The organism is Kaistia sp. 32K (assembly GCF_016629525.1).
GTDB lineage: Bacteria > Pseudomonadota > Alphaproteobacteria > Rhizobiales > Kaistiaceae > Kaistia.
In genome coordinates this window covers 3,720,956-3,741,711 of sequence record NZ_AP024269.1, presented here as the reverse complement: position 1 = coordinate 3,741,711, position 20,756 = coordinate 3,720,956, and the positions used below count along the sequence as shown (strand labels likewise).

20 protein-coding genes and 1 tRNA gene are annotated in these 20,756 nt (G+C 66.3%); 18 read left to right on the top strand and 3 right to left on the bottom strand.

The genetic code is table 11. From position 1 onward, the window contains the following. Positions 1 to 159 precede the first annotated feature (159 nt). The 3 genes from mnmA (at position 160) to K32_RS17345 (ending at position 2,208) form a co-directional block, all read left to right on the top strand. Complete coding sequence (gene mnmA, locus K32_RS17355; protein ID WP_201400721.1) at positions 160 to 1,353, top strand: tRNA 2-thiouridine(34) synthase MnmA; 1,194 nt, start codon at positions 160 to 162, stop codon at positions 1,351 to 1,353. A gap of 9 nt (positions 1,354 to 1,362) precedes the next feature. Continuing rightward, positions 1,363 to 2,052, top strand: a complete 690-nt coding sequence (locus K32_RS17350) for a class I SAM-dependent methyltransferase (RefSeq protein ID WP_201400720.1) — start codon at positions 1,363 to 1,365, stop codon at positions 2,050 to 2,052. 79 nt (positions 2,053 to 2,131) lie between these two features. Continuing rightward, positions 2,132 to 2,208, top strand: a tRNA-Met gene (locus tag K32_RS17345). A 188-nt stretch (positions 2,209 to 2,396) separates the two neighbouring features. Here the strand turns inward: K32_RS17345 and K32_RS17340 are convergent. Next, positions 2,397 to 2,891 carry a MarR family winged helix-turn-helix transcriptional regulator gene (locus K32_RS17340; protein WP_244669574.1) on the bottom strand — a complete coding sequence of 165 codons (495 nt, stop codon included), beginning with the start codon at positions 2,889 to 2,891 and terminating at the stop codon, positions 2,397 to 2,399. Positions 2,892 to 2,977: 86 nt separating this feature from the next. Here K32_RS17340 and K32_RS17335 point away from each other — a divergent pair, with 86 nt between their 5' ends. The 3 genes from K32_RS17335 to K32_RS17325 all read left to right on the top strand — a co-directional run bounded on the left by K32_RS17335 (position 2,978) and on the right by K32_RS17325 (position 7,058). Further along, complete coding sequence (locus K32_RS17335; protein ID WP_201400719.1) at positions 2,978 to 4,456, top strand: SCP2 sterol-binding domain-containing protein; 1,479 nt, start codon at positions 2,978 to 2,980, stop codon at positions 4,454 to 4,456. A 308-nt stretch (positions 4,457 to 4,764) separates the two neighbouring features. Beyond that, positions 4,765 to 5,685 (top strand): DUF3313 domain-containing protein, encoded by a 921-nt coding sequence (locus tag K32_RS17330; protein ID WP_201400718.1) that lies wholly within the window; start codon positions 4,765 to 4,767, stop codon positions 5,683 to 5,685. Positions 5,686 to 5,864: 179 nt separating this feature from the next. Further along, complete coding sequence (locus K32_RS17325) at positions 5,865 to 7,058, top strand: MFS transporter (RefSeq protein ID WP_201400717.1); 1,194 nt, start codon at positions 5,865 to 5,867, stop codon at positions 7,056 to 7,058. 140 nt (positions 7,059 to 7,198) lie between these two features. On the opposite strand, the gene K32_RS17320 is transcribed toward K32_RS17325, so the two are convergent. Continuing rightward, positions 7,199 to 7,792 (bottom strand): YdeI family protein, encoded by a 594-nt coding sequence (locus K32_RS17320; RefSeq protein WP_201400716.1) that lies wholly within the window; start codon positions 7,790 to 7,792, stop codon positions 7,199 to 7,201. A 228-nt stretch (positions 7,793 to 8,020) separates the two neighbouring features. Between K32_RS17320 and K32_RS17315 the strand changes: the two genes are divergently transcribed. The 9 genes from K32_RS17315 to K32_RS17275 all read left to right on the top strand — a co-directional run bounded on the left by K32_RS17315 (position 8,021) and on the right by K32_RS17275 (position 16,425). Then, positions 8,021 to 8,698, top strand: coding sequence for a winged helix-turn-helix domain-containing protein (locus K32_RS17315; protein WP_201400715.1), 678 nt, complete (start codon positions 8,021 to 8,023; stop codon positions 8,696 to 8,698). Continuing rightward, positions 8,685 to 10,061 carry a HAMP domain-containing sensor histidine kinase gene (locus K32_RS17310; protein WP_201400714.1) on the top strand — a complete coding sequence of 459 codons (1,377 nt, stop codon included), beginning with the start codon at positions 8,685 to 8,687 and terminating at the stop codon, positions 10,059 to 10,061. Before K32_RS17315 ends, K32_RS17310 begins: the two co-directional genes overlap by 14 nt. A gap of 140 nt (positions 10,062 to 10,201) precedes the next feature. Further along, entirely contained in the window at positions 10,202 to 10,519 is a 318-nt protein-coding gene (locus K32_RS17305) for a hypothetical protein (RefSeq protein ID WP_371812703.1), read from the top strand. Between the two features lie 30 nt (positions 10,520 to 10,549). Further along, the gene (locus K32_RS17300) at positions 10,550 to 11,350 is read left to right on the top strand and encodes a hypothetical protein (protein WP_244669573.1); all 801 of its coding nucleotides are present in this window, start codon (positions 10,550 to 10,552) and stop codon (positions 11,348 to 11,350) included. Positions 11,351 to 11,524: 174 nt separating this feature from the next. After that, positions 11,525 to 12,103, top strand: coding sequence for a hypothetical protein (locus K32_RS17295; RefSeq protein ID WP_201400712.1), 579 nt, complete (start codon positions 11,525 to 11,527; stop codon positions 12,101 to 12,103). A gap of 1 nt (position 12,104) precedes the next feature. Then, a complete protein-coding gene (locus K32_RS17290) occupies positions 12,105 to 12,770 on the top strand; it encodes an ABC transporter ATP-binding protein (protein ID WP_201400711.1) in 666 nt (221 codons plus the stop codon). Then, the gene (locus K32_RS17285) at positions 12,757 to 13,437 is read left to right on the top strand and encodes an ABC transporter ATP-binding protein (protein ID WP_201400710.1); all 681 of its coding nucleotides are present in this window, start codon (positions 12,757 to 12,759) and stop codon (positions 13,435 to 13,437) included. The genes K32_RS17290 and K32_RS17285 overlap by 14 nt, the downstream gene beginning before the upstream one ends. A gap of 2 nt (positions 13,438 to 13,439) precedes the next feature. Then, positions 13,440 to 16,097: an ABC transporter permease gene (locus K32_RS17280; RefSeq protein WP_201400709.1), complete on the top strand. Its 2,658-nt coding sequence runs from the start codon at positions 13,440 to 13,442 to the stop codon at positions 16,095 to 16,097. Positions 16,098 to 16,170: 73 nt separating this feature from the next. Beyond that, entirely contained in the window at positions 16,171 to 16,425 is a 255-nt protein-coding gene (locus K32_RS17275; protein ID WP_201400708.1) for a DUF1344 domain-containing protein, read from the top strand. A gap of 60 nt (positions 16,426 to 16,485) precedes the next feature. On the opposite strand, the gene K32_RS17270 is transcribed toward K32_RS17275, so the two are convergent. After that, positions 16,486 to 17,262 (bottom strand): DeoR/GlpR family DNA-binding transcription regulator, encoded by a 777-nt coding sequence (locus K32_RS17270; protein WP_244669571.1) that lies wholly within the window; start codon positions 17,260 to 17,262, stop codon positions 16,486 to 16,488. Between the two features lie 345 nt (positions 17,263 to 17,607). Between K32_RS17270 and K32_RS17265 the strand changes: the two genes are divergently transcribed. From K32_RS17265 to K32_RS17255, 3 genes are read left to right on the top strand one after another with little or no spacing between them, the layout of a single operon-like run. Further along, the gene (locus K32_RS17265) at positions 17,608 to 17,991 is read left to right on the top strand and encodes a VOC family protein (RefSeq protein WP_201400706.1); all 384 of its coding nucleotides are present in this window, start codon (positions 17,608 to 17,610) and stop codon (positions 17,989 to 17,991) included. A gap of 19 nt (positions 17,992 to 18,010) precedes the next feature. Then, a complete protein-coding gene (locus K32_RS17260; RefSeq protein WP_244669569.1) occupies positions 18,011 to 19,225 on the top strand; it encodes an MFS transporter in 1,215 nt (404 codons plus the stop codon). Positions 19,226 to 19,249: 24 nt separating this feature from the next. Next, positions 19,250 to 20,419, top strand: a complete 1,170-nt coding sequence (locus K32_RS17255; RefSeq protein WP_201400705.1) for an MFS transporter — start codon at positions 19,250 to 19,252, stop codon at positions 20,417 to 20,419. Positions 20,420 to 20,756 lie beyond the last annotated feature (337 nt).

The following is a 20,756-nucleotide window of genomic DNA, read 5'->3' as shown; positions in this document are numbered from 1 at the left end:
CTTTTCCGCGCGTTTTGACGGTCGATCGCGACGGCTGCGCCTTGAAGATGACGCGATCGACATTATAGTCCGGCCCTACGCGGCGAAGCCGCCCCCATGCGTTCCTGCCGCTGCTTGTAAAAAAGAATCGTGCGGCAACACGGCAAAGCAGTGACCACCATGCTCAACAGTCTCGATCTACCCGGCCGCCCCGAGGACACGCGCATCGTCGTCGCGATGTCGGGCGGGGTCGATTCCTCGGTCGTCGCGGGACTGTTGAAACGCGAGGGCTACGACGTCGTCGGCATGACGCTGCAGCTCTACGACCATGGCGAGGCGACGCATCGCAAGGGCGCCTGCTGCGCCGGCCAGGACATCCACGACGCCCGCCGCGTCGCCGAGAAGCTCGACATCCCGCATTACGTGCTCGATTATGAGGAGCGCTTCCGCAAGTCGGTGATCGACAGCTTCGCCGCGAGCTACATCGCCGGCGAGACGCCGATCCCCTGTGTCGCCTGCAACCAGACGGTCAAGTTCTCAGACCTCCTGACGACGGCGCGCGAGCTTGGCGCGGCGGCGCTGGCGACCGGCCACTACGTCCAGAGCCGGCTGCTTCCGAACGGCCATCGCGGCATGTTCCGCCCGGCCGATCTCGATCGCGACCAGAGCTATTTCCTGTTCGCGACGACGCCCGAGCAGCTCGATTTCATCCGTTTTCCGCTCGGCCATCTGACCAAGCCGGAGACGCGCGAGATCGCCCGCGAGCTCGGCCTCGAGATCGCCGACAAGCATGACAGCCAGGACATCTGCTTCGTGCCGAACGGCAAATATTCCGACGTGATCGAGCGCCTGAAGCCGGGCGCCGCCGAAGGCGGCGACATCGTCCATATTGACGGCCGCGTTCTCGGCGGGCACGAGGGCATCATCCACTACACGGTCGGCCAGCGCCGCGGTCTCGGCGTCGCGGCGGCCGACCCGCTCTATGTGCTGCATCTCGACGCCGAGCGGCAGCGCGTCATCGTCGGCCCTCGCGAGGCGCTGGCCGCCCGCCGGCTGATCCTGCGCAACGTCAACTGGCTCGGCGACGCGCCGATCGAGGCGATCGGCGAGGCGGGCGTCGAGATCTATGCGCGCGTCCGCTCGACGCGGGCGCCGCAGCGCGCCGAGATCGTGCAGCGGAACGGCGAGACCCAGGTTTCGTTGTTGGATGGCGAGACCGGGGTCGCCCCCGGCCAGGCCTGCGTCTTCTATGCCGGCGAGGGGGAGGGCGCGCGCGTCCTCGGCGGCGGCTGGATCGGACGCGCCGAGCGGAATGGCGAAGCGGAACAGGCGTTGCGCCGCCTGATCGCTCCGGACAATGTCAGAGCAGCTTGAGGGAGAGCAATGCCGGAATTTTTTGAGGACGTCGCGCGGAAGTGGAAGTCGTTCGCCGACAACCGCAAGCGCACGGCGCGGATCGACGAGGAAGCGGTCCGCAGCACCTATGCCCGCTGGGCGCCGATCTATGATCGGGTGTTCGGCTATGTCTTCGATTCGGGCCGTCGCGCCGCGGTATCCTTCGTCAACGAGCTGCCCTCCGGTCGCATCCTCGAATGCGGCGTCGGCACCGGCATCTCGCTGCCGCATTATCACCCCGACCACCGCATCACCGGCATCGACCTGTCGCCCGAAATGCTCGACATCGCGCGCGAGCGGGTGACGGCGGACGGTCTCGCCAATGTCGAGGCGCTGGAAGTCGCCGACGCCGGCGAGATGCCGATGGCGGACGAGAGCTTCGACACCTCCGTCGCCATGTTCGTGCTGACCGTGGTGCCGGATCCGAAGGCGGTGATGGCGGAGCTCGCCCGCGTCACCCGGCCGGGCGGCGCCGTCGTGCTGGTCAGCCACTTTCCGGAGCAGAAGGGCTGGCGCGGCTGGCTCGGCGAGAAGCTGGCGCCGCTTTCCGCCTCGCTCGGCTGGCACATGGATTTCGACATCGGCCGCATTCTCGGCCGTTCGGACCTGCGCCTGATCGATCGCCGCCGGGTCGGTCCGATCGGGTTTTTCACACTGCTTGTGTTTGAGCGTGTGTGAAGCGCTGTCGAAGCTTGACAGCCCTCGGCCGCGCTCCCTATAAGCGGGCCATTCCAGCCGGCGCAAGCGCCGGCCCTGGGGCGGAGTAGCTCAGCTGGTTAGAGCAGCGGAATCATAATCCGCGTGTCGGGGGTTCAAGTCCCTCCTCCGCTACCAACAATTCCCAACGATATCATCGACTTGCGGCAAGGCGCCCGATCCGAGGTGCCTTTTCATGTCGCGTCCGAGCCAGCTGCGAAGCTGCAGCCCTGGCGCGACGCCCGTCGATCGCCCTCAACGTATCGATGAGCACCGGCAGGCCCGACGCCAAGCCGATCGCTGCCTATGGCGGGCGAGCCATCATCCTACTTTGCGAAGGAATCGGCCGCTTCTTCGTTTGCACTCGCCGATTTGCTTGCATCGTTTACGTTGACGATCACGCGTTGGAGCAATTCGACGAACGTGTCGATTTCCTCCTGGTTGAAGCCGGCCACCGCCTCTCCGTTTCCCATTGCCAGGATCTCACGCGCCGGTCCCCTTTTGCCGATCGCGCTGTCTGTCAAACTTACGAGGCTGCTTCTTCCATCCTTCGGATCCGGCTCTCTGCGGATCAGATCATCCCGCTCCATCCGCGAGAGAAGCTGGGCCATGCTGGGCTGCTCCACCCCCGCGATCCGGGCGAGTTCCTTTTGCGAGAGGGCTTTCCCGTCCTTCAAGGCGGCCAGCACAGGGAAGTGACTGATGCTGATGCCGATTTTGCGCAATCGAGTGTCAGCGAGCCGAGCGAGCAATCTCCCGGCTGTGGAAACCAGCATAGCGGGCATCACCCCGGCATTCCAGTTTTCCGCCTGTTCGGACATTTGCATTGGCTCCTATTTAATTATTTACATTGGATCCTATTTTTATATATAGTCTCCTATGTATTCAGGTATCACAGGAGGCGACCATGTCGCAACCACCTAGCATTGCGATCATTGGCGGGGGCCCGGGTGGCCTGACGCTGGCGCGAATTCTTGCCCTGCATGACATTCCGGCTACGGTTTTCGAGGCAGATGCCCATCCGCTTGCCAGGCCGCAGGGCGGGTCGTTGGACATGCACCCGCATACCGGACAGCACGCCCTGCGTCTCGCCGACCTGGAGTGCGAGTTCCTGCAATTGGCTCGCTACGGTGATCAGGGCGGAAAAGTCTATCATCCCAACGGCGAGCTGCTTTTCGAGGATTCGAATCCTCACGGCAATCGGCCCGAAATTGATCGGACGCAGCTCCGGCAGTTGCTGCTGGATGCCCTGTCTGCGGGGACCGTTCGCTGGAACCAGAAGGTTCGGACGGTCAGGCCGCTTGATGATGGTCGCTATGCCGTCATGGCCAACGGAACCCCTGGCGAGGCATTCGACCTCGTGGTCGGCGCTGACGGAGCCTGGTCGCGTGTTCGCCCGCTGCTTTCCGACGCCGAGCCCTTCTACGAAGGCGTCATGGTCGCCGAACTCGGCATCGATGACGTTGACGGGGCGAATCGCGCGATCGGTGCGCTTGTCGGCCACGGCAAGATGTTTGCAAAAGGGCGTGCGCGACTGTTGGCCGGCCAGCGCAATGACAATGCGCATATTCGCATCTATGCAGCCTTCCGCGCACCGGAAAGCGCCGTAGTTCTCGACACAACACGGCCGGCCGAGGCCAAGATCGAGCTGGCGAAACTGTTCGCCGACTTCGCCCCCAAGTTTCTCAATCTGATCGCGACGGGAACGTTACTAGCCGTGCGCCCGCTTTACGCGATGCCGATCGGTCATAGCTGGTCCAACAGGCCTGGCGTTACGTTGCTGGGCGACGCGGCGCATCTGATGTCACCCTTCGGGGGCGAAGGCGCAAATGGGGCCATGGCAGACGCATCCGATCTTGCCATGGCCCTGATCCGCCATGGCGACTGGCGCCAGGCCGTCGCCGAGTACGAAACCACGATGTTTCCGCGCGCCGAGGAAGCGGCGCAGGGCGCTTCAGACGGATTGCGGGGAGCCGTCGCGGAGGACGCGCTTTCCCATGTTCTGGAGCATTTCACGGCGGCTCGGGATCGAGCCCGTAGCGACGCCCCGCGACAGCTGGATGTTCCAACCCCGAAAGGCCTGTTCGAGACGCGCCTGGCCCAGAAGACCAAGAACAGCAGCATCCAGAAGACGCTGAACGCCACATACCGGTTTGATCTATCCGGCCCTACAGGCGGTAGCTGGATAGTCGATTTCAAAGAGGCCAGCGCTGGAGTGCGAGAAGGGGATGGCCCGTGTCAGTGCACCGTCTCGATGACCGACAATGACTTTGTCGAAATACTGACGGGTGCGCTCGATCCGAGACGGGCGTTCACGAGTGGAAGGCTGAAAGTCCAGGGAGACATGAGCCTTGCCATGAAGATCAGCAATATTCTGACGCCTTGATGTATTTGCTGGTGCTCAATCGCGCCCTGGCTCGAGTTTTCGGGCAGTTTCCTTGCGAATACACGAGGCTACCCCATGAAGATGACAGCACGAAGTCCAGAAATAATACTCTATGTCGCAACCTGCGTATTGCGACCGGCATTTTTCATGATCAATGCCGTTGTATTCTCGACTCCCGTTGCAGTCGCGGCCGAAAGGTCGCCAGGCTTTGCCGTAGATCATCTGCCTTCGACAATATCAATCAGTATAGATGCTGATCATTCCATCCATTCGAAGCGTGTATTGATCTCAATGGAAAAGGCGTGGCTATGAATAGCAACGGCGACAATGCCAAATCGATTGGTAGAGACATCGCAGGGCCCGCGTCGAAACAGGCAATATATCGATCTGCCACGGCAATACTTCTGTTGGCCATCCTCACAGGCTGCGCAAAAGCGCCATTGTGGCAGGCTGGCTCCTTGTCGTCGTACGACAAGCTTGTTCCGACCCACGGGCACGTGACGCAGGCAAACATCCACGTCGATAGTGCCGCCGTATTGTCCGCGAAAACGGTCAGGATTGTGCCTACGACATTTTCGGCCAGGGCAACTCAGTCGATAGCCAAAGCCGAAGACCGCGCCCTCGTGACCAACACGCTGGACCGGGCGATGTGCGTACGTCTAAGCGACCGATTCGAGATCGTTGCAGAAAATCAGCCGGCCGATCTCACAGTGCATGCGGTCGTAACCAACGTCATTCCGACAGATGCCGGTGCCGCCGCCCTTTCGACCGTCGCCTCTTTGGGAAGTTCCGTTGTTCTCCCCGTTGGCGTTCCGAGACTTCCAATCGGACTGGGAGGGCTGTCCGTCGAGGCCGAGGCTATTGGAAAGGACGGCACCCAGAAGGCAGGCATAGTCTGGGCGCGGGGCGCGAACTCTTTCGCCAATAAGGCACGCGTCTCTCGTGTGGGGGATGCCTATAGCTTGGCGGCATCTTTTGGCAATGATTTCAGCAAGATTCTGCTGATCGGGAAGTCACCCTTCGGAGGTGGCCCCTCGCTTCCGCCACTGCACCGGGTTCGGTCGGGACTCGGAGGCCAATCCAAATATGCAGCCTGCGAGGCATTCGGCCGCGCACCCGGCCTCCCAGGGTTGGTCGGCGGCGAGTTGGGTCTTCCGCCGGCCTGGACCGACAAGGTGCCTGAACACGCCGTCGCGAGATCCCAGGTCGCTCAACGCGGGACAGAGTAGACGGGGGCGAGAGAACGCGGGATCGCCATCGACGCGTGAAGCCAACCTCGCGGCATCCGTCGCCGCGCGCATGGCTCGGCTGACTGCGCCATCTCGGCCCCTGACGCCGCCCAATCGGCCACAGCCAAACCCACACGACAGGAACGGGCCATCGGATGGGTGGCAGACCAAGGAGAGTCATGGCGAGCCGCAGTTCCAAGAGGCAGAAATTCGACGAAATCTGGCTCCTTGTCGGCCTTATCGGCATCAACATCTTTCTGGCCCTGCCGATCAACCTCGGCCCGCTGCAGACAGGCGCGCTGATGGATGGCTTGAAGCTCTCGAGCTCCCAAGCCGGAGTTGTAGGCACGATCGAGCCGTTGATCTTCTCGATCGTTCTCGTTTGCTTTCCGCGCCTTCCGCGCCGGTTCGGGACCAGGACCCTTGGCGTTTTCGGTCTGACCGGGGCCATCATCGGCAATGTTGCGTCAGGCATGAGCGATAGCTTCGCGACAATCTGTTTCTGGCGCCTGTTTGTGGGCGCCAGCACAGGGCTTGTCGCCCTGGCGGGCTTTGCCGCCCTCGCTACCGCGGCGCGCGTGGACCGCATGTCAGCGCTCGTAACCGTCGTCGTCACGTTGGTCGGCGTGGGCGTCGTCGTGGTGGGCGGAAACGTGACCCAGGAAGGCGGCTTTCGCTGGCTTTTCTGGTTCAGCGCGGCGATCTCCATCGGCTGCGCCGTCATTGCGACGGCCCTGCCTGAGCGCCGGAACGAAACGGGGCCGCCGTTGCGGCTCTCCACGGTAGGACGGTCCCCGCTCGCAATCGGCACGGTTGCCTATCTGTTTGCCGGCGGGGCGGTTTGGCCTTTTGTTGAAAGAATTGGCGTCAAGTCCGGGCTAACCGTCAGCCAGGTGGGGGAGGCCCTCGGATTTACGCTTCTCGCGGGACTCGCGGCCGGGGTCGCCGCGCTGGCTCTCGCCAAGCCCGGGCGTGAGCGGACGCTGGCTGTGGCGGGCATACTTTGCTTCGGCGGAGGGTGTGCGATGCTCACGCTTTCAACGACGCCAGCGGTCTACATTTCCAGCCTCGTTGTCATGTTTTTCTTCTTTGTCTTCGTGGGGCCATTCCTCACGGCCCTCGCGATGAAGGTGGACGGCACCGGTGGGCTCGCCGCGGCCATCATGGGGTGGTCGACACTGATTTCGTCACTGGCGCCAGCCGTCTCAGGCCGTTTGGTCGAGGGCGACCAATTCGATCGAATGATCTGGCTCGTGCTGGCTTCGACTATAGTCGGCGTTGTCGTACTGGCGCGCGGAAAGCTCGTTGCCCACAGCGTTCCGCCCCAGCCGGAAACGGCTTCAGCATATCCATCCGCGCGCTCTGATCCCTAAGATTGGTGATGCGGCCGGCACCGTCGATGGCGTCACTCGCCGGGCTTTTGTCCGCGATGGGGCAGATGTTCACGCGGAAGCGGCGAAACGCCTTTGGCAATGGCCGATCGCGAGGCTGGCGAGGCCAATGGCGGCCCGGCCTATTTCTTCTGCGGGTGTATCGCCTCGCCGCGTCGGAGCATGTCGACGAAGGCGGCGATGCGTTTCTGGCGGCCGGCCTCGGTCTTCAGATTGTTCAGCCGGAAGATCAGCGCGAAGCGGTTTTGCGCGCTGAGACCGTCGAACGTTGCCTTTGCCAGCGGGTCGGCCTCGATCGCCGCCAGCAGATCGGCAGGGATCTCGGCGCCGCTGATGCGGTAGGCCTTGTTCCATCGGCCATCCGCCTTGGCGGCTTCGACGTGTTTCAGGCCGTGTTCGGTCATGCGGCCTTCGTCGACCAGCCGTCCGACATTGTCGACATTGACCTGGCTCCAGACGCTCTTCTTGCCGCGCGGGGTGTAGCGCTGGAGGAAGCTCGTCTGGTCCAGACCCTTGCGGATGGCGTCGATCCAGCCCCAACACAGGACGACGTCTACCGCCTCCTTGGCCGTGATCGAGGGTATCCCGGAATCCTTCTTGTGCAGCCGGACCCACACTTCCGTCTCGGAAGCATGGTTCCTGCTCAGCCAGTCGTAGAAGTCCTCAGGGCCGGCAAAGGTCCGGACCTTGTCCATATCGACGATAAAGGCGGCCATCGGAGCTCCGGCGTGCGTATTCTGCTTTGCGTACCACGTTTATCAAGAGAACTCAGACGAGGTCATCTGCCGGTGTCGCATTCATGCCGCGCGCCTTACGAAAGCGTATGTTGAGCGACAGGGGCCTCGGCGGTATTCGGTCCCATATGCTGGAGAGGGAGTTGCGGACGTGATCCCATCTCGGGGCCTGCCTGTGCCTGTTCTCGCGGCCATGACGGAGGACCGGGCATGAAACTGCTGGTGATCGAGGATGACGCCCGGACGTCGGACTATCTCGTGAAGGGTTTCACCGAGGCCGGTCATGTCTGCGATGCGGTGGCGCAGGGACTGGATGCGCTGACGCTCGCGGCCAACGAACCCTATGACGTGCTGGTCATCGACCGGATGCTGCCCGGGCTCGACGGCCTGTCGCTTTTGAAGGCCATTCGCGCCGCCGGGGTGAAGTCGCCCGCCATATTCCTCACCGCGATGGGCGGGGTCGATGACCGCGTCGAGGGGCTGGAGGCAGGCGCCGACGACTACCTCGTCAAGCCGTTCGCCTTCTCGGAACTGATGGCGCGGGTCAACGCGCTGCTGCGCCGCCCGCCGGTCCAGGAACACAAGACGGTGCTCCGGACGGCCGATCTGGAACTGGACCTGATCAAGCGGACCGCCACCCGCTCCGGACAGCGGATCGACCTGCAGCCGCGCGAATTCACGCTGCTGGAGGTGCTGATGCGCAACGAGGGACGGGTCGTGACCCGCACGATGCTGCTGGAGCGGGTCTGGGACTTCCACTTCGACCCGAAGACCAGCGTCGTGGAAACGCATATCAGCCGGCTGCGCGCCAAGATCGACAAGCCCTTCGACGTGCCGCTGCTGCAGACGATCCGAAACATCGGCTACAGCATCCATGCGCCGCGCTAGGCTGCTCCGCAGCACGCCGTTCCGACTGGCCGTCATCTTCTCCGCCCTGTTTCTCGTCGCCTTCGTCGTCGCCAGCCTCGTCGCCGTGCAGGCGGTGCGGCAAAACCTGGTGGCCAAGCTCGACCGGGATGTCGGCGAAACCTATGCCGTCCTCGCCGCCTCCTATGGCGACAACGATATCGAGGATCTGATCGGCCTGGTGCAGAACCATGTCGCGGTGGCGCGCGCGGCCGATCAGATCTTCCTGCTGACGGGAAGGGGCGGGGCCCGGCTCGTCGGCAATATCGCGCAAAGGGCGGTGCCGCTCGGCTGGTCGACGGCGGCGGGAAGCGATCTTGGCCTCGATGGCGCCGCCCGCTACCGGCTGCTCGCCGGCGATATCGGCAGCGGCTACCGCCTCGTCGTCGGCAAGAGCTACGCCGAGATCGAGACCGTCGGCGCGATCACCGCCGTCACCTTCATGTGGGCGACCCTGGTCGCGCTGCTCGTCGCGGTCGCCGGCGGCTGGATCCTGGCGCGGCGCCTGCAACGGCGCATGGACGCGATCGCCGGCACGATGGCCCGGATCTCCGAGGGCGAACTCGGCGCGCGCATTCCGCTCATCGGCAATGGCGACGACGTTGACGTGCTCTCCGTCCGCATCAACGACACGCTCGACCGTCTGTCCGGCCTGTTCGAGGGCATGAGGCAGGTCGCGGCCGATATCGCGCATGATCTGAAGACGCCGCTGAACCGGCTGAAGCTGACGATCCGGGCAGCACTCGGCAAGCAGGAGGCGGGCGAACCCGTCGCGGCGGAACTGGAAGAAGCCGACGCCGAAAGCGACCGGATCAATGCCACCTTCGACGCCCTGCTGCGGATTGCCCAGATCGAGGCCGGCGCGCGCAAGGCCCGTTTTGCCCCGGTCCGGCTCGGCGACGTCGCGGCTGCGATCGCCGAGGCTTATGTCGAGGTGGCGGGAGAAAGCGGCCGCACGCTGCATTTCGAGGCCGGGGACGTTTCTCACGCCATTTCCGGCGACCGGCAGCTGCTTTTGCAGATGTGCGCCAATCTGGTCGAGAACGCGATGATCCACGGTCCTGCTGGCACGCGCATCGGCCTTCGCGTGGCGGCGACGGATGCCGCAACGACGCTGTGCGTCACCGATGACGGGCCGGGCATCCCCGAAAGCGAACGGGCCAACGTGCTGCGCCGGCTCTATCGCCTGGAAAAGAGCCGGACGACGCCGGGTTCCGGCCTCGGCCTCAGCCTGGTGAAGGCGGTGGCGGACCTGCATGGCGCCAGGCTGGTGCTCTCCGACAACCAGCCGGGCCTCTGCGTCACCATCGAGTTCCCCAACCTGCCGCCGCGCCGGACCGCCTGATTTCGCTTTCATACCGATCCGTATGGAGCCCGTCAGGTCGGGGTATGGGGGCTCGGCTATCCCGGTTCCACCGGGAGCGGACGACCGTCAGCAGACTCCCGGCAAAGCCGGCCCGACAGCCGGTCGAAAGGGATCCTGCCATGCCCGCAATCGACGAGAACCAGACCCGCGGTGCCGACAATGCGTCGCTCGGCCGCCTTTATGCGAGCCTGATGCTGGCCGCAATCGTGTTCGGCGCCGCATTGCTCGCCGCGCCGCTCGCCAGCGCCGCCGCCGCGGTGCCCTGCGAGGACATGCTGGCGCAGCTTCGCGCGGCCAAGGCCGGCGTGACGCTCTCGGCGGCCGATCAGGCCAAGCTCGACGAGCTCGAGGCCAAGGGGGTCGAACGCTGCAACGCCGACGACGACAAGCGCGCCGATGCCTTCTTCAAGCAGGGCATGGCGATCCTCGGCAAATAGCGGCCCTCCCAATCAAGCCCTGAAGCAAGGATGCGAAACATGTCCTTCTCATCGCCGAGCGCGGCGGACGGCTCGCCCGCCAACCGTGTTCCCGACGTCACCGTTGATTTCTGGCTGATCAAGCTGATGGCCGTCACCATGGGCGAAACGGCGGCGGATTATCTGGCCGTCAACATGGGGCTCGGCCTGACGGCGACCTCGCTGCTGATGGCGGCGATCCTGGTCGTCGCCCTCGTCGCGCAATTCGCCCAGAAGCGTTACGTGCCCTGGGCCTACTGGCTCGCCGTCGTCCTGATCAGCATCGTCGGCACGCTGGTGACCGACAATCTCACCGACAATTTCGGCGTGCCGCTGACGATTTCGACCGTCCTGTTCAGCGGCCTGCTGCTCGCCACCTTCGGCCTCTGGTATGCCTCGGAACGGACGCTGTCGATCCACACCGTCTTCACCACGCGGCGCGAGCTGTTCTACTGGCTGGCGATCCTGTTCACCTTCGCTCTCGGCACGGCGGCGGGCGATCTGGTGGCCGAGTATTTCGACCTCGGCTACCTGACGACGGGGCTGATCTTCGGCGGCGTCATCGGCGCCATCGCGCTGGCCTACTACCTCTTCAACATCGATGGCGTTCTGGCCTTCTGGCTCGCCTATATCCTGACCCGCCCGCTCGGCGCGTCTTTCGGCGATCTGCTGTCGCAGCCGCTCGAATATGGCGGGCTCGGCATGGGCACGATCCTGACCAGCACGATCTTTCTGCTCTGCATCTCCGCCATCGTCGTCTTCATGACGGCGAAGCAGGACGACCGGGCGGCGCTGATTGACCGCGGCGACTAGTGCCGCAAGTCCCCGATGCCGGCGTCGCGGCTGGCTGCCCCAGGCGGCCGGCCGCTCCCGTCAGGCCGGATCTCGCCTTGAACCTGTCGGATCCGTAAGCGGCCCGTCAGGTCCCGGCCAGTTTGATGTCGGACGATCCGCCAATCGGAAAACAGGCTTCTCCGGGAGGGGATCATGAAGAGCAGGTTCAGGGGCGGTGCCCTGGTTCTCCTTGTCGCCGTCGCCAGCCTTGGCGGCGCGCCGGGCGGGCTCGCCATCGCCCAGGAAAAGCTGGTGGCGCCGGAGCGGAACCCGCCCGGCGACATTCCCGACGACCAGGTCTTCATCGACTACCAGGCGCCGGCCGGATTCAAGGTCAAGGTGCCGGAGGGCTGGTCGCGGGTGGAGATCCCGAACGGCACCCGCTTCTTCGACAAATATGATCAGATCGAGATGATCGTCGGCACGGCCGCCGCGGCTCCGAAGGCCGCCAGCGCCAGGGCGGACGAGGTCGCGGCGCTGGAGAAGAGCGGCCACGCGGTCAAGCTGGGCAAGATGCAGGACGTCCGGCTCAAGGGCGGACCGGCGCTGCGCATCGCCTATCTCGCCAATTCCGAGCCGAACGCCGTCACCGGCAAGCAGGTCCGGCTCGAGCATGAACGCTTCGTCTTCTTCAACCAGGGCAAGACGATCACGCTCGACCTGGCCGCGCCGGCCGGGGCCGACAATGCCGATCAGTGGCAGCTGATCTCGAATTCGCTCCGCTGGCCGTGACATGAACGTGCTCGTCGCCCATGAGCTCTATCGCTTCTTCCATCGTGGCGACGACGAGGTGGCGGCGCTGCGTGGCGTCGATCTCGTCCTTTCGGCCGGGGAGTTCGTGGCGCTCCGGGGGCCGTCCGGCAGCGGCAAGTCGACCTTGCTCGCCTGCCTCGCCGGGCTGGACGACCCGGATGGCGGCACCGTCGACGTGCTCGGCCAGCGCATCACCCGCCGGCCGGAGGCCGAGCGCGCCCGCATCCGGGCCCGGCATATCGGCGTGCTCATGCAGACAGGCAATTTGTTCGATCACCTGAGGCTGCGCGACCAGATGCGTCTGCAATGCGGCCTGTCAGACCGGCCATCGGCCGGGGCGGACGCCATTCTGGACGGGCTCGGGCTCGCAACGCTCGCCGACGCCCTGCCTCGCGAGCTTTCCGGCGGCGAGGCGGCGCGGGCCGGCCTCGCCGTCGCGATGGCGCAGCAGGCGGAGATCCTGCTCTGTGACGAGCCGACGGGTCAGGTCGACGCCGAGACCGAGCGCCTCGTGCTGCGCCGTCTCTCCGATCTCTGCGCCGGCGGCACGGCAGTGTTGGTTGCGACCCATAGCGAGGCGGTCTCGCGCCGCGCCGATCGCATCCTCCCCCTGTCCGACGGGCGGATCGTCCATGTGCAGCGCTAGCGGCGACGTGCTCGTGGAGGCCAGGCAGATCGCGCGATCGTTCCGGCGTGGTGATGGCGAGGTCGCGGCGCTGGCGCCGCTCTCGTTCACGATCCGGCCGCGCGACCGGATCGCCGTCGTCGGTCCGTCCGGCAGCGGCAAGACCACGCTGCTGCACCTGATCGCCGGACTGGACGAGCCGACCAGCGGCGCGCTGGACTGGCCCGGCCTCGGCTCGAAGGATCAATTACGCACGCGCCAGATCGGCGTCGTGTTCCAGTCGGCCAGCCTGATGCCGGCGCTGACCAGCGCCGAGAACGTCGCGCTGCCGATCCTGCTTGGCGAGGATGGCGACGATGGCACCGCCGCCGCGATGCGGATGCTCGCGACGCTGGATCTCGCGGCGTTGGCGGATCGCCTGCCGGAGGAGCTCTCGGGCGGGCAGGCGCAGCGTGTCGCCATGGCGCGCGCCATGGTGACGGCGCCCCGGTTGCTGCTCGCGGACGAACCGACGGGACAGCTCGACCACGTCAGTGCCACGCTGCTTCTCGACCATCTGCTCGCCTTCCTGGATGGGTCCGATACGGCGCTGGTCCTGGCGACCCACGATCCCGCTGTCATGGCGCGGATGGACCGGGTCTGGCAGCTCGATCATGGCCGCCTTGTTCCGGACGGACGGGAGGGCTGATCATGCAGCGGCTCTGGTTCTCCGGCCTGGTCCGGGCCCGTGGCTGGCGGCTGTTGGGCGCCATCGCCGGAATCGCGCTCACCGTCGCGCTGATCGCGGCGCTCGGCGCCTTCCTTCGCGCCAGCACGGCGACGATGACGGCGCGCGCCGCCGCCTCGGTGCCGGTCGACTGGCAGGTATTGGCCCTTGGCGGCTTCGACGCCGAGAGCGCGGCGATCGCGATCCGGCAATCCGGCAGCGTGACGGTGCTCGAAACGGTCCTCTATGCCGACGTCGCCGGGTTCGAAGCCTCGACCCCGGAGGGCGTGCAGGCGACGGGAGCCGGCAAGGTGCTCGGCGTCGGCCCCGATTATTTCGCCCGTTTCCCCGGTCAGGCGCGGCTCTTGCTCGGCAGCCCGAACGGCGCGCTGGTCGCGCAGCAGACGGCCGCCAATCTGCATGTCGGCCTCGGCGATACCGTCACCATCCATCGCATCGGCGTCCCCGACACCCAGGCCGTGGTCGGCGGCGTCGTCGAACTGCTCAATGCCGACGCGCTGTTCCAGGCGATCGGCGCCACCGCCGGCGCCGCGCCCGTCGCACCGCCCGACAATGTGCTGATCCTGCCGATGGCCGCGTGGACCGCTGCCTTCGATCCGCAGGCGGCGGTGCGGCCCGATACGGTGCACCGGCAATTCCACGTCGGCCTCGACCACGGCCGGCTACCGACGGATCCCGTCGCGGCCAGCCTGGAGGCAACCAATCAGGGCCACCATCTCGAGGCCAGCCTTGCCGGCACGGCGCTGCTCGCCAACAATTTGGCCAGCCGCCTCGACGCCGTCCGCGAGGACGCGCTCTACGCCCGCGTCCTGTTCCTCTTCCTCGGCGCGCCCGGGGCCGCGCTGGCGGCGCTGCTGACCTTCGCCGTCGCGACGGCCGGAGCCGAGACGCGGCGGCGCGATCAGGCGCTGCTGCGGCTGCGCGGCGCCTCGGTCGCCCGGATCACCGGCCTCGCCGCGACCGAGGCGATCGCAACCGGCCTCGCCGGCGCCGTGGCCGGTATCGTCATCGCCGGGATCGCCATGCGGATCGGGCTCGGGCGAAGCCTCGCCGCGTCGGCCGATCTGCCGTCGATCGGTCTGGCGATCGCCTGCGGCCTCGCCCTGGCCCTTGTCGCCATCCTCTGGCCGGCATGGCGGAACGCGCAGGGCCAGACCGTGGCCGAGGCGCAGCGGGCGGTCGGTGTCGATCGCGGGCCGCTCTGGCTCCGCCTGCATCTGGATCTCGTGCTGGTCGCGCTGGCCGCGCTGAGCTACTGGCGGTCGGCCGCCGGCGGCTACCAGGTCGTGCTGGCGCCGGAGGGCGTCGCCGCCATCGCCGTCGACTATACCGCCTTCCTGACGCCGCTGCTGCTCTGGCTCGGCCTCGGCCTGCTGGCGATCCGCCTCAGTCGCCTGTTGCTGACCCGCGGCCGCGCCCTGGTCTCGACGCTCGTCCGGCCCGTCGCAGGGCGATTGTCGGGCGTCGTCGCCGCCACATTCGCCCGCCAGAGCCGGCGGCTGACGGCCGGCATAGCCTTGGCCGCGCTTGCCTTCGCCTTCGCCGGTTCGACCGCCATCTTCAACGCGACCTACGCCGCCCAGGCCCGCGTCGATGCCGAGCTTACCAACGGCTCGGACGTGACCCTGAGCGGGACACCGGCCTCGCCGGCGTCGCGGCTGTTGTCGCCGCTGGCCGGGCTCGCCTCCGCCGACGCGATCGTGCCGATGCAGCATCGCTATGCCTATGTCGGCGCCGATCTGCAGGACCTCTACGGCATCGACCCCGCGACGATCGGCCAGGCAACCGCCATCGACGACGCGTTCTTTGCCAGCGGCGATGCGCGCGCGACGCTCGCCGAACTCGCGCGCACGCCGGACGGCGTCCTCGTGGCGCAGGAGACGATCAACGACTACCAGCTCGCGCGCGGCGACCCGATCAACCTCCGCCTGCAGACGCGATCGGGTGGCGGCTATCATGCGGTGCCGTTCCACATTGTCGGCGTGGTGCGCGAATTCCCGACGGCGCCGAAGGATTCCTTCCTCGTCGCGAACGCCGCCTATGTTGCCGAGAAGACCGGCCTCCCCGACAGCGAAACCGTGCTCCTGCGCGCCAAGGGCTCGGTGCGCCAGCTCGCTGGCGATGCCGGGGCCATCGCGGCGGGGACGCCGGGCGTCAGGGTCACCACGATCGATCAGGCCGTCGAGACGATCGGCTCGAGCCTGACCGCCGTCGACCTCTCCGGTCTGACGACGCTGGAACTCGGCTTCGCCCTCGTCATGGTGGTCGCCTCGTCGGGCCTCGTCTTCGCGCTCGGCCTCGCCGACCGGCAACGCGCCTTCGCCATCCTATCGGCACTGGGCGCCAGGCCGAAGCATATCGCCGCCTTCGTCTGGAGCGAGGCGGGGCTGATCCTGGCCGGCGGCGCCTTCTTCGGCGGGATCACCGGCTGGCTCGTCGCCTATGTGCTGGTCCGGCTGCTGAACGGCGTGTTCGACCCGCCGCCCGAGGCGCTGACCATCCCTTTCGGATACCTGCTGGCCGTCCTCGCTGTCGCGGCGGCGGCCACCCTCGTCGCCGCGACGTGGATGACGCGGCGGGCGACGCAACTCTCAACGACGGAGCTCGGATCCGCACCTTGAAGACAGAGCCAATCGGCCGGATCCGGATGGAGACGGCTGTCAGGGCAGGGGGCCAATGCAACGGAGAACCATGATGAAGATGCACATTCTGCTCGGCGCCGTGCTCGTCACGGCCGGTCTCGCCGGCCCGGCCGCCGCCGCCGAAACGCAGGGAACGATCAAGTCCGTCAACCCGAAGACGGATTCGATCACGCTGTCGGACGGCAAGACCTTCGTCCTCTCCGAGGGCGTCGAGGCCGAGACGCTGAAGGCCGGCGAGAAGGTCAAAGTCACCTACGCGACCACGGCCGGCAAGATGACGGCCTCCAAGGTTCAGATCGTCAAATGACAAGCTGAGCCGCGATGTCCGGGCAGGGAGACGTCCCGCCCGGGCATGGCACAGAAGGGCTCAGTCCGCGCCTTCGTCGGCCTGATGCACGGTCGGCCCCATCTCCCTCAACGCGCGGATCGTAGCCGGCGAAGCATCTCCCTCGAGGATCAGCTGGCCGATGTCGTTGATCTCGCAAATGCGGAAGGGCGCGACCGTATCGAGCTTGTCATTGGTGGCCGCCAGCAGGACGTCGCGGCTCTGCTGCACCATGGCACGCTTGATCTGGGCTTCGTCCCAATCCAGCGCCGTCACGCCGACGAGGGGGGACAGGCCGCAGCTGCCCAGGATCAGCAAATCGGCATAAACCTGCTGCACCTCGCGCAGCGTCTGAGCGCCGAGACAGGCGCCCTTGTCCGGGTTGAACACCCCGCCGAGCAGGATCGTCGTGCAATTGCCATGTCCCGCGAGCGCCACGGCAATGGCCGGGGAATTCGTGATGACCGTGAATTTCCGGTCGAGGGGCAGGGCGCGCGCGATGGCGACATTCGTCGAGCCTGCGTCGATGAAGATCGTCTGGGCCTCTTTCACCAGGCCGGCTGCGACATGTCCGAGCCTCGCCTTCGAGTCCCGGCCTGCCAGCAAGCGCTCTCCCAAGGGTCCACCATCGGGGGCCGGCGAAACGGCCAGCGCGCCGCCATACACCCGGCGGCACAGGCCGGCCTTCGCCATCTCGCGCAGGTCGCGGCGAATGGTGTCCTCGGACACGCCGAATTGGCCCGCCAGCTCGGCGGCGAGAACCCTTCCATTCTCTGCAAGTTCCTGCCGAATTCGTTCATGCCGCTCGTCCGTGAACATCCGTAACATTCCTTGTTTAAACACGTTGTTGCGCATTTATGCACGTTCTGCAAGGATGGCGTCGTCGCTGGCTCGACGGGGTGTCCCTGGCAGGTCCCCTCCGGCGGAGCGCCGTTCCAGAATTCGCCGTGAACTATTGAAGATAAACGCGATGCGCACTCATTCCGATTTTCCGTTCAGCCTGGCAGGCTTTGATCATGTCGCCTTCCGGGTCGACGATCTCCGCAAGGGCATGGGTTTCTACATCGGCGTCCTCGGATGCGAGAAGGGATACGCCTATCCGTCCGGCGGAATGGAGCCGCTGTGGCGTCTATCCGGACGGCACGGCGGGGGAGGGCGAAGCGCATGACGCCTAGCCTTCACCACATCGCGGTCTGGGTGTCCGACCTGGACGCGGCCGCCGATTTCTGGGAGCGCCATTTCAACGCCATCGTCGGTCCCCGCTATGACAGCAAGCGCCAGCCGGGCTTCGCGTCGCGGTTCGCCTATTTCGGCCAGAGCTTCCGGATCGAGCTGATGGCGAGACCCGGCCTCGAGCCCGGCCCGGACCACCATCTCGGCTGGACCCATGTCGCCCTGTCCATGGGTGCGACCGGCGCCGTCGACGCGGCCGCCGAGCGCTTCGCCGCCCTCGGCCTGCTCCTCGAAGGCCCGCGTCGCACCGGCGACGGCCACTACGAGGCGGTCGTCAGCGGACCCGACGGCGTCCGGATCGAACTGACCGTTTAACCCAGCTCAAGGCACGTTCGTGACCCTCACCGCTTCCCGGCGCATTTCGCCACTCCAGGAGCTCTGGTCGTCGCCGCTCTATCGCGGCGCGACCCTCGCCATGTTCCTTTCGGGGCTGGGCACATCCGCCGCCGCGCCGCAGATCGTCCTGTTCCTGGTCCGGGAACTCGGCACGTCGCTGCCGATGGCCGGGCTCTATTATCTGACCAGCCTGACGGCGCCGATCGCCGGCTACCTCGTCGGCAGCTATTCCGATCGGACGGGAGGCCGGCTCGGGCTGTTCCGATTGTGCGCGATCGCCGGCTTCGTCGGGTGGGCCGGCTTCGCGGTGTCGACGCAAGCCTGGATCCCGTTTGCCATCGGGGCGGTCATCCTCGCCTTCTCCGGCGCGGCGGCGTCGCAGATATTCGCCGCCGTTCACGATGAACTCGTCCGGAATCCGGGCAAGGCGAACGACGACGTCGTGGCGATCATTCGGATGGCGCTGACGGCCGGCTGGGTCATCGGCCCGGCGCTGGGCGCCTGGTTCGCGTCCGAGACCAGCCTCAGGGCGCTGTTCTGGGCAACGGCGATCTGCTTCCTGGCGCAGATCGTGCCGCTGGGGCGGCTCAAGGTTTCCGCGCCCTCCCGCCCCAAAACGGCGGCCGACCCCGAGGCGGCCAGCGTTGCGCGCTTCGGCGCGATGCTGCCGCTTCTCGCCTTCACCGCGCTCTTCGTCCTGGTCTATGCCGGCGAGGCCATCAAGTACGGTTTTCTGCTGCTCTATATGGAAGAACATCTGCGGATCGCGCCGGGCGTCCGGGGCGCCATCATCGGCGTCCAGCCTCTGATCGAGCTGATCATCATGCCGTTCAGCGTTGTGCTCGGACGACGGTTCGGCCCTCTCAAACTCATGGCCTTCGCGGCGGCGCTCTGCGTGGCGGCGAACCTCTGCTTTGCCGGCTGGCCATCGGTCGCCGGAATGTTCGCCGGCCAGATCCTCATGGGCGGCGTCTGGGGCCTGTTTGCCGTGCTCGGCATCCTCGTCGCCCAGCGTCTCCTGCCGGGCGCGGTCGCGACCGCTTCCGCCATCTTCATGAGCTCGAGCGCGCTCAGTTCCGCCGTCGGAGGTGTCGCGGGAAGCATCGGCGTCGCCGCCTTCGGCCTTCCTAGCGTCTTCTATATCCCGGCCGTCTTCGCGGCTCTGGCCGTCCTCGGTCTCGCCGCCATGGCGAGACGTCACCCGCTTCGATAGTCCCCCGACCAAAGGCCCTTTGTTATGACGGCTCAAACCTCGACACTTCCGCACGCCCATCCGCTTTCCGGCAGGCGGGAGCAGTTCGCCACCCGGGCCGTGTTCCTCGTGGCCGGCCTCGGCCTCGCATCCTGGGCGCCGCTGGTGCCCTTCGCCAAGGCGCGCCTCGGCGTCGACGACGCCGCGCTCGGAATATTGCTGCTCTGCCTCGGGCTCGGATCGATCGTCGCCATGCCGATCACGGGCGCGCTGGCGAGCCGGCTCGGCTGCCGCACCATTCTGGTGCTCTCGGCGCTGGTCTTTGCGCTTGTGATCCCCTGGCTGGTCCTGTCCAGCTCCGTCCTGTCGCTCGCCATCGCGCTCATCCTGTTCGGCGCGAGCATCGGCACCTTCGACGTCGCCATGAACATCCAGGCCGTGATGGTCGAGAAGGATAGCGGCCGGCACATGATGTCGGGCTTTCACGGCCTGTTCAGCCTCGGCGGGATGCTGGGAGCGGGCGGCGTCAGCCTCCTTCTCGGCACGGGCCTGGCGCCGCTCTCGGTCACCTTGATGATCGGCGCCCTGCTGATCATCCTGGTGATCTCGGCCTATTCGGGTCTTCTTCCCTATGGCAACCGGGAAGCTGCCGGCACGCCGCTGTTTGTGCTGCCGCGCGGCATCGTCATCTTCATCGGCGCGCTCTGCTTCATCGTCTTCCTGGCCGAAGGCGCCGTCCTTGACTGGAGCGCGCTGTTCCTGATCTCGAGCCAGTCCGTCGAACCCAGCCATGCCGGATTCGGCTACACGATGTTCGCGGTCGCGATGACGCTTGGAAGGCTGACCGGAGACCGGATCGTCCGGGCGGTCGGCGGCACGGTGATTCTGGTCGCGGGCGGCATACTGAGCGCGGCCGGGTTCCTGATCGCGGTCTTCGCCCCCAGCGCGACCATCGCGTTGGCCGGCTTCCTGCTCGTCGGGCTCGGCGCCTCCAACATCGTGCCGGTTCTCTTCACCGCCGCCGGCAGGCAGACCAGCATGCCGGCGAGCCTGGCCGTCGCGGCGATCACGACGCTCGGCTATGCCGGCATCCTGCTCGGACCGGCGGCGATCGGCTTCGTTGCCCAGCACCTGAGCATCGGAGCCGGCTTCGTCGCCATCGCCGTCGGCCTGCTGGTGGTTGGAATCGCGGGCCCCGCCGTCTATCGCCGCTGATTGGGCGAGCTGCGCGCCCCTTCGGCGGGGATCGAACCGAAGGAACTACCTTTGGTTTTGAGTGGGAACGACCCTATACTCGCGCTTGCAAGATCGGGGGCAGGAGGCGCGGGTGGGGTACGTGGTAGCGTTCGTGGCTGGGGCGGTCAGCGCGACCATCGTCCTGCTCGCCATTCAGGCTTTCCTCACGTCGCTGGATGATCCGTCCAAGGATTTGCAGCAGCCCCGCAGGACGAATGGCCCTTAGCTCCCCCGCAGGGTCGCTCGCTGCGGCCGTGCGTCTCGGAAAATGCGGCCTGCCTTCTTCGAGGGCAGGCCGGATCTGCAATCGAACCGG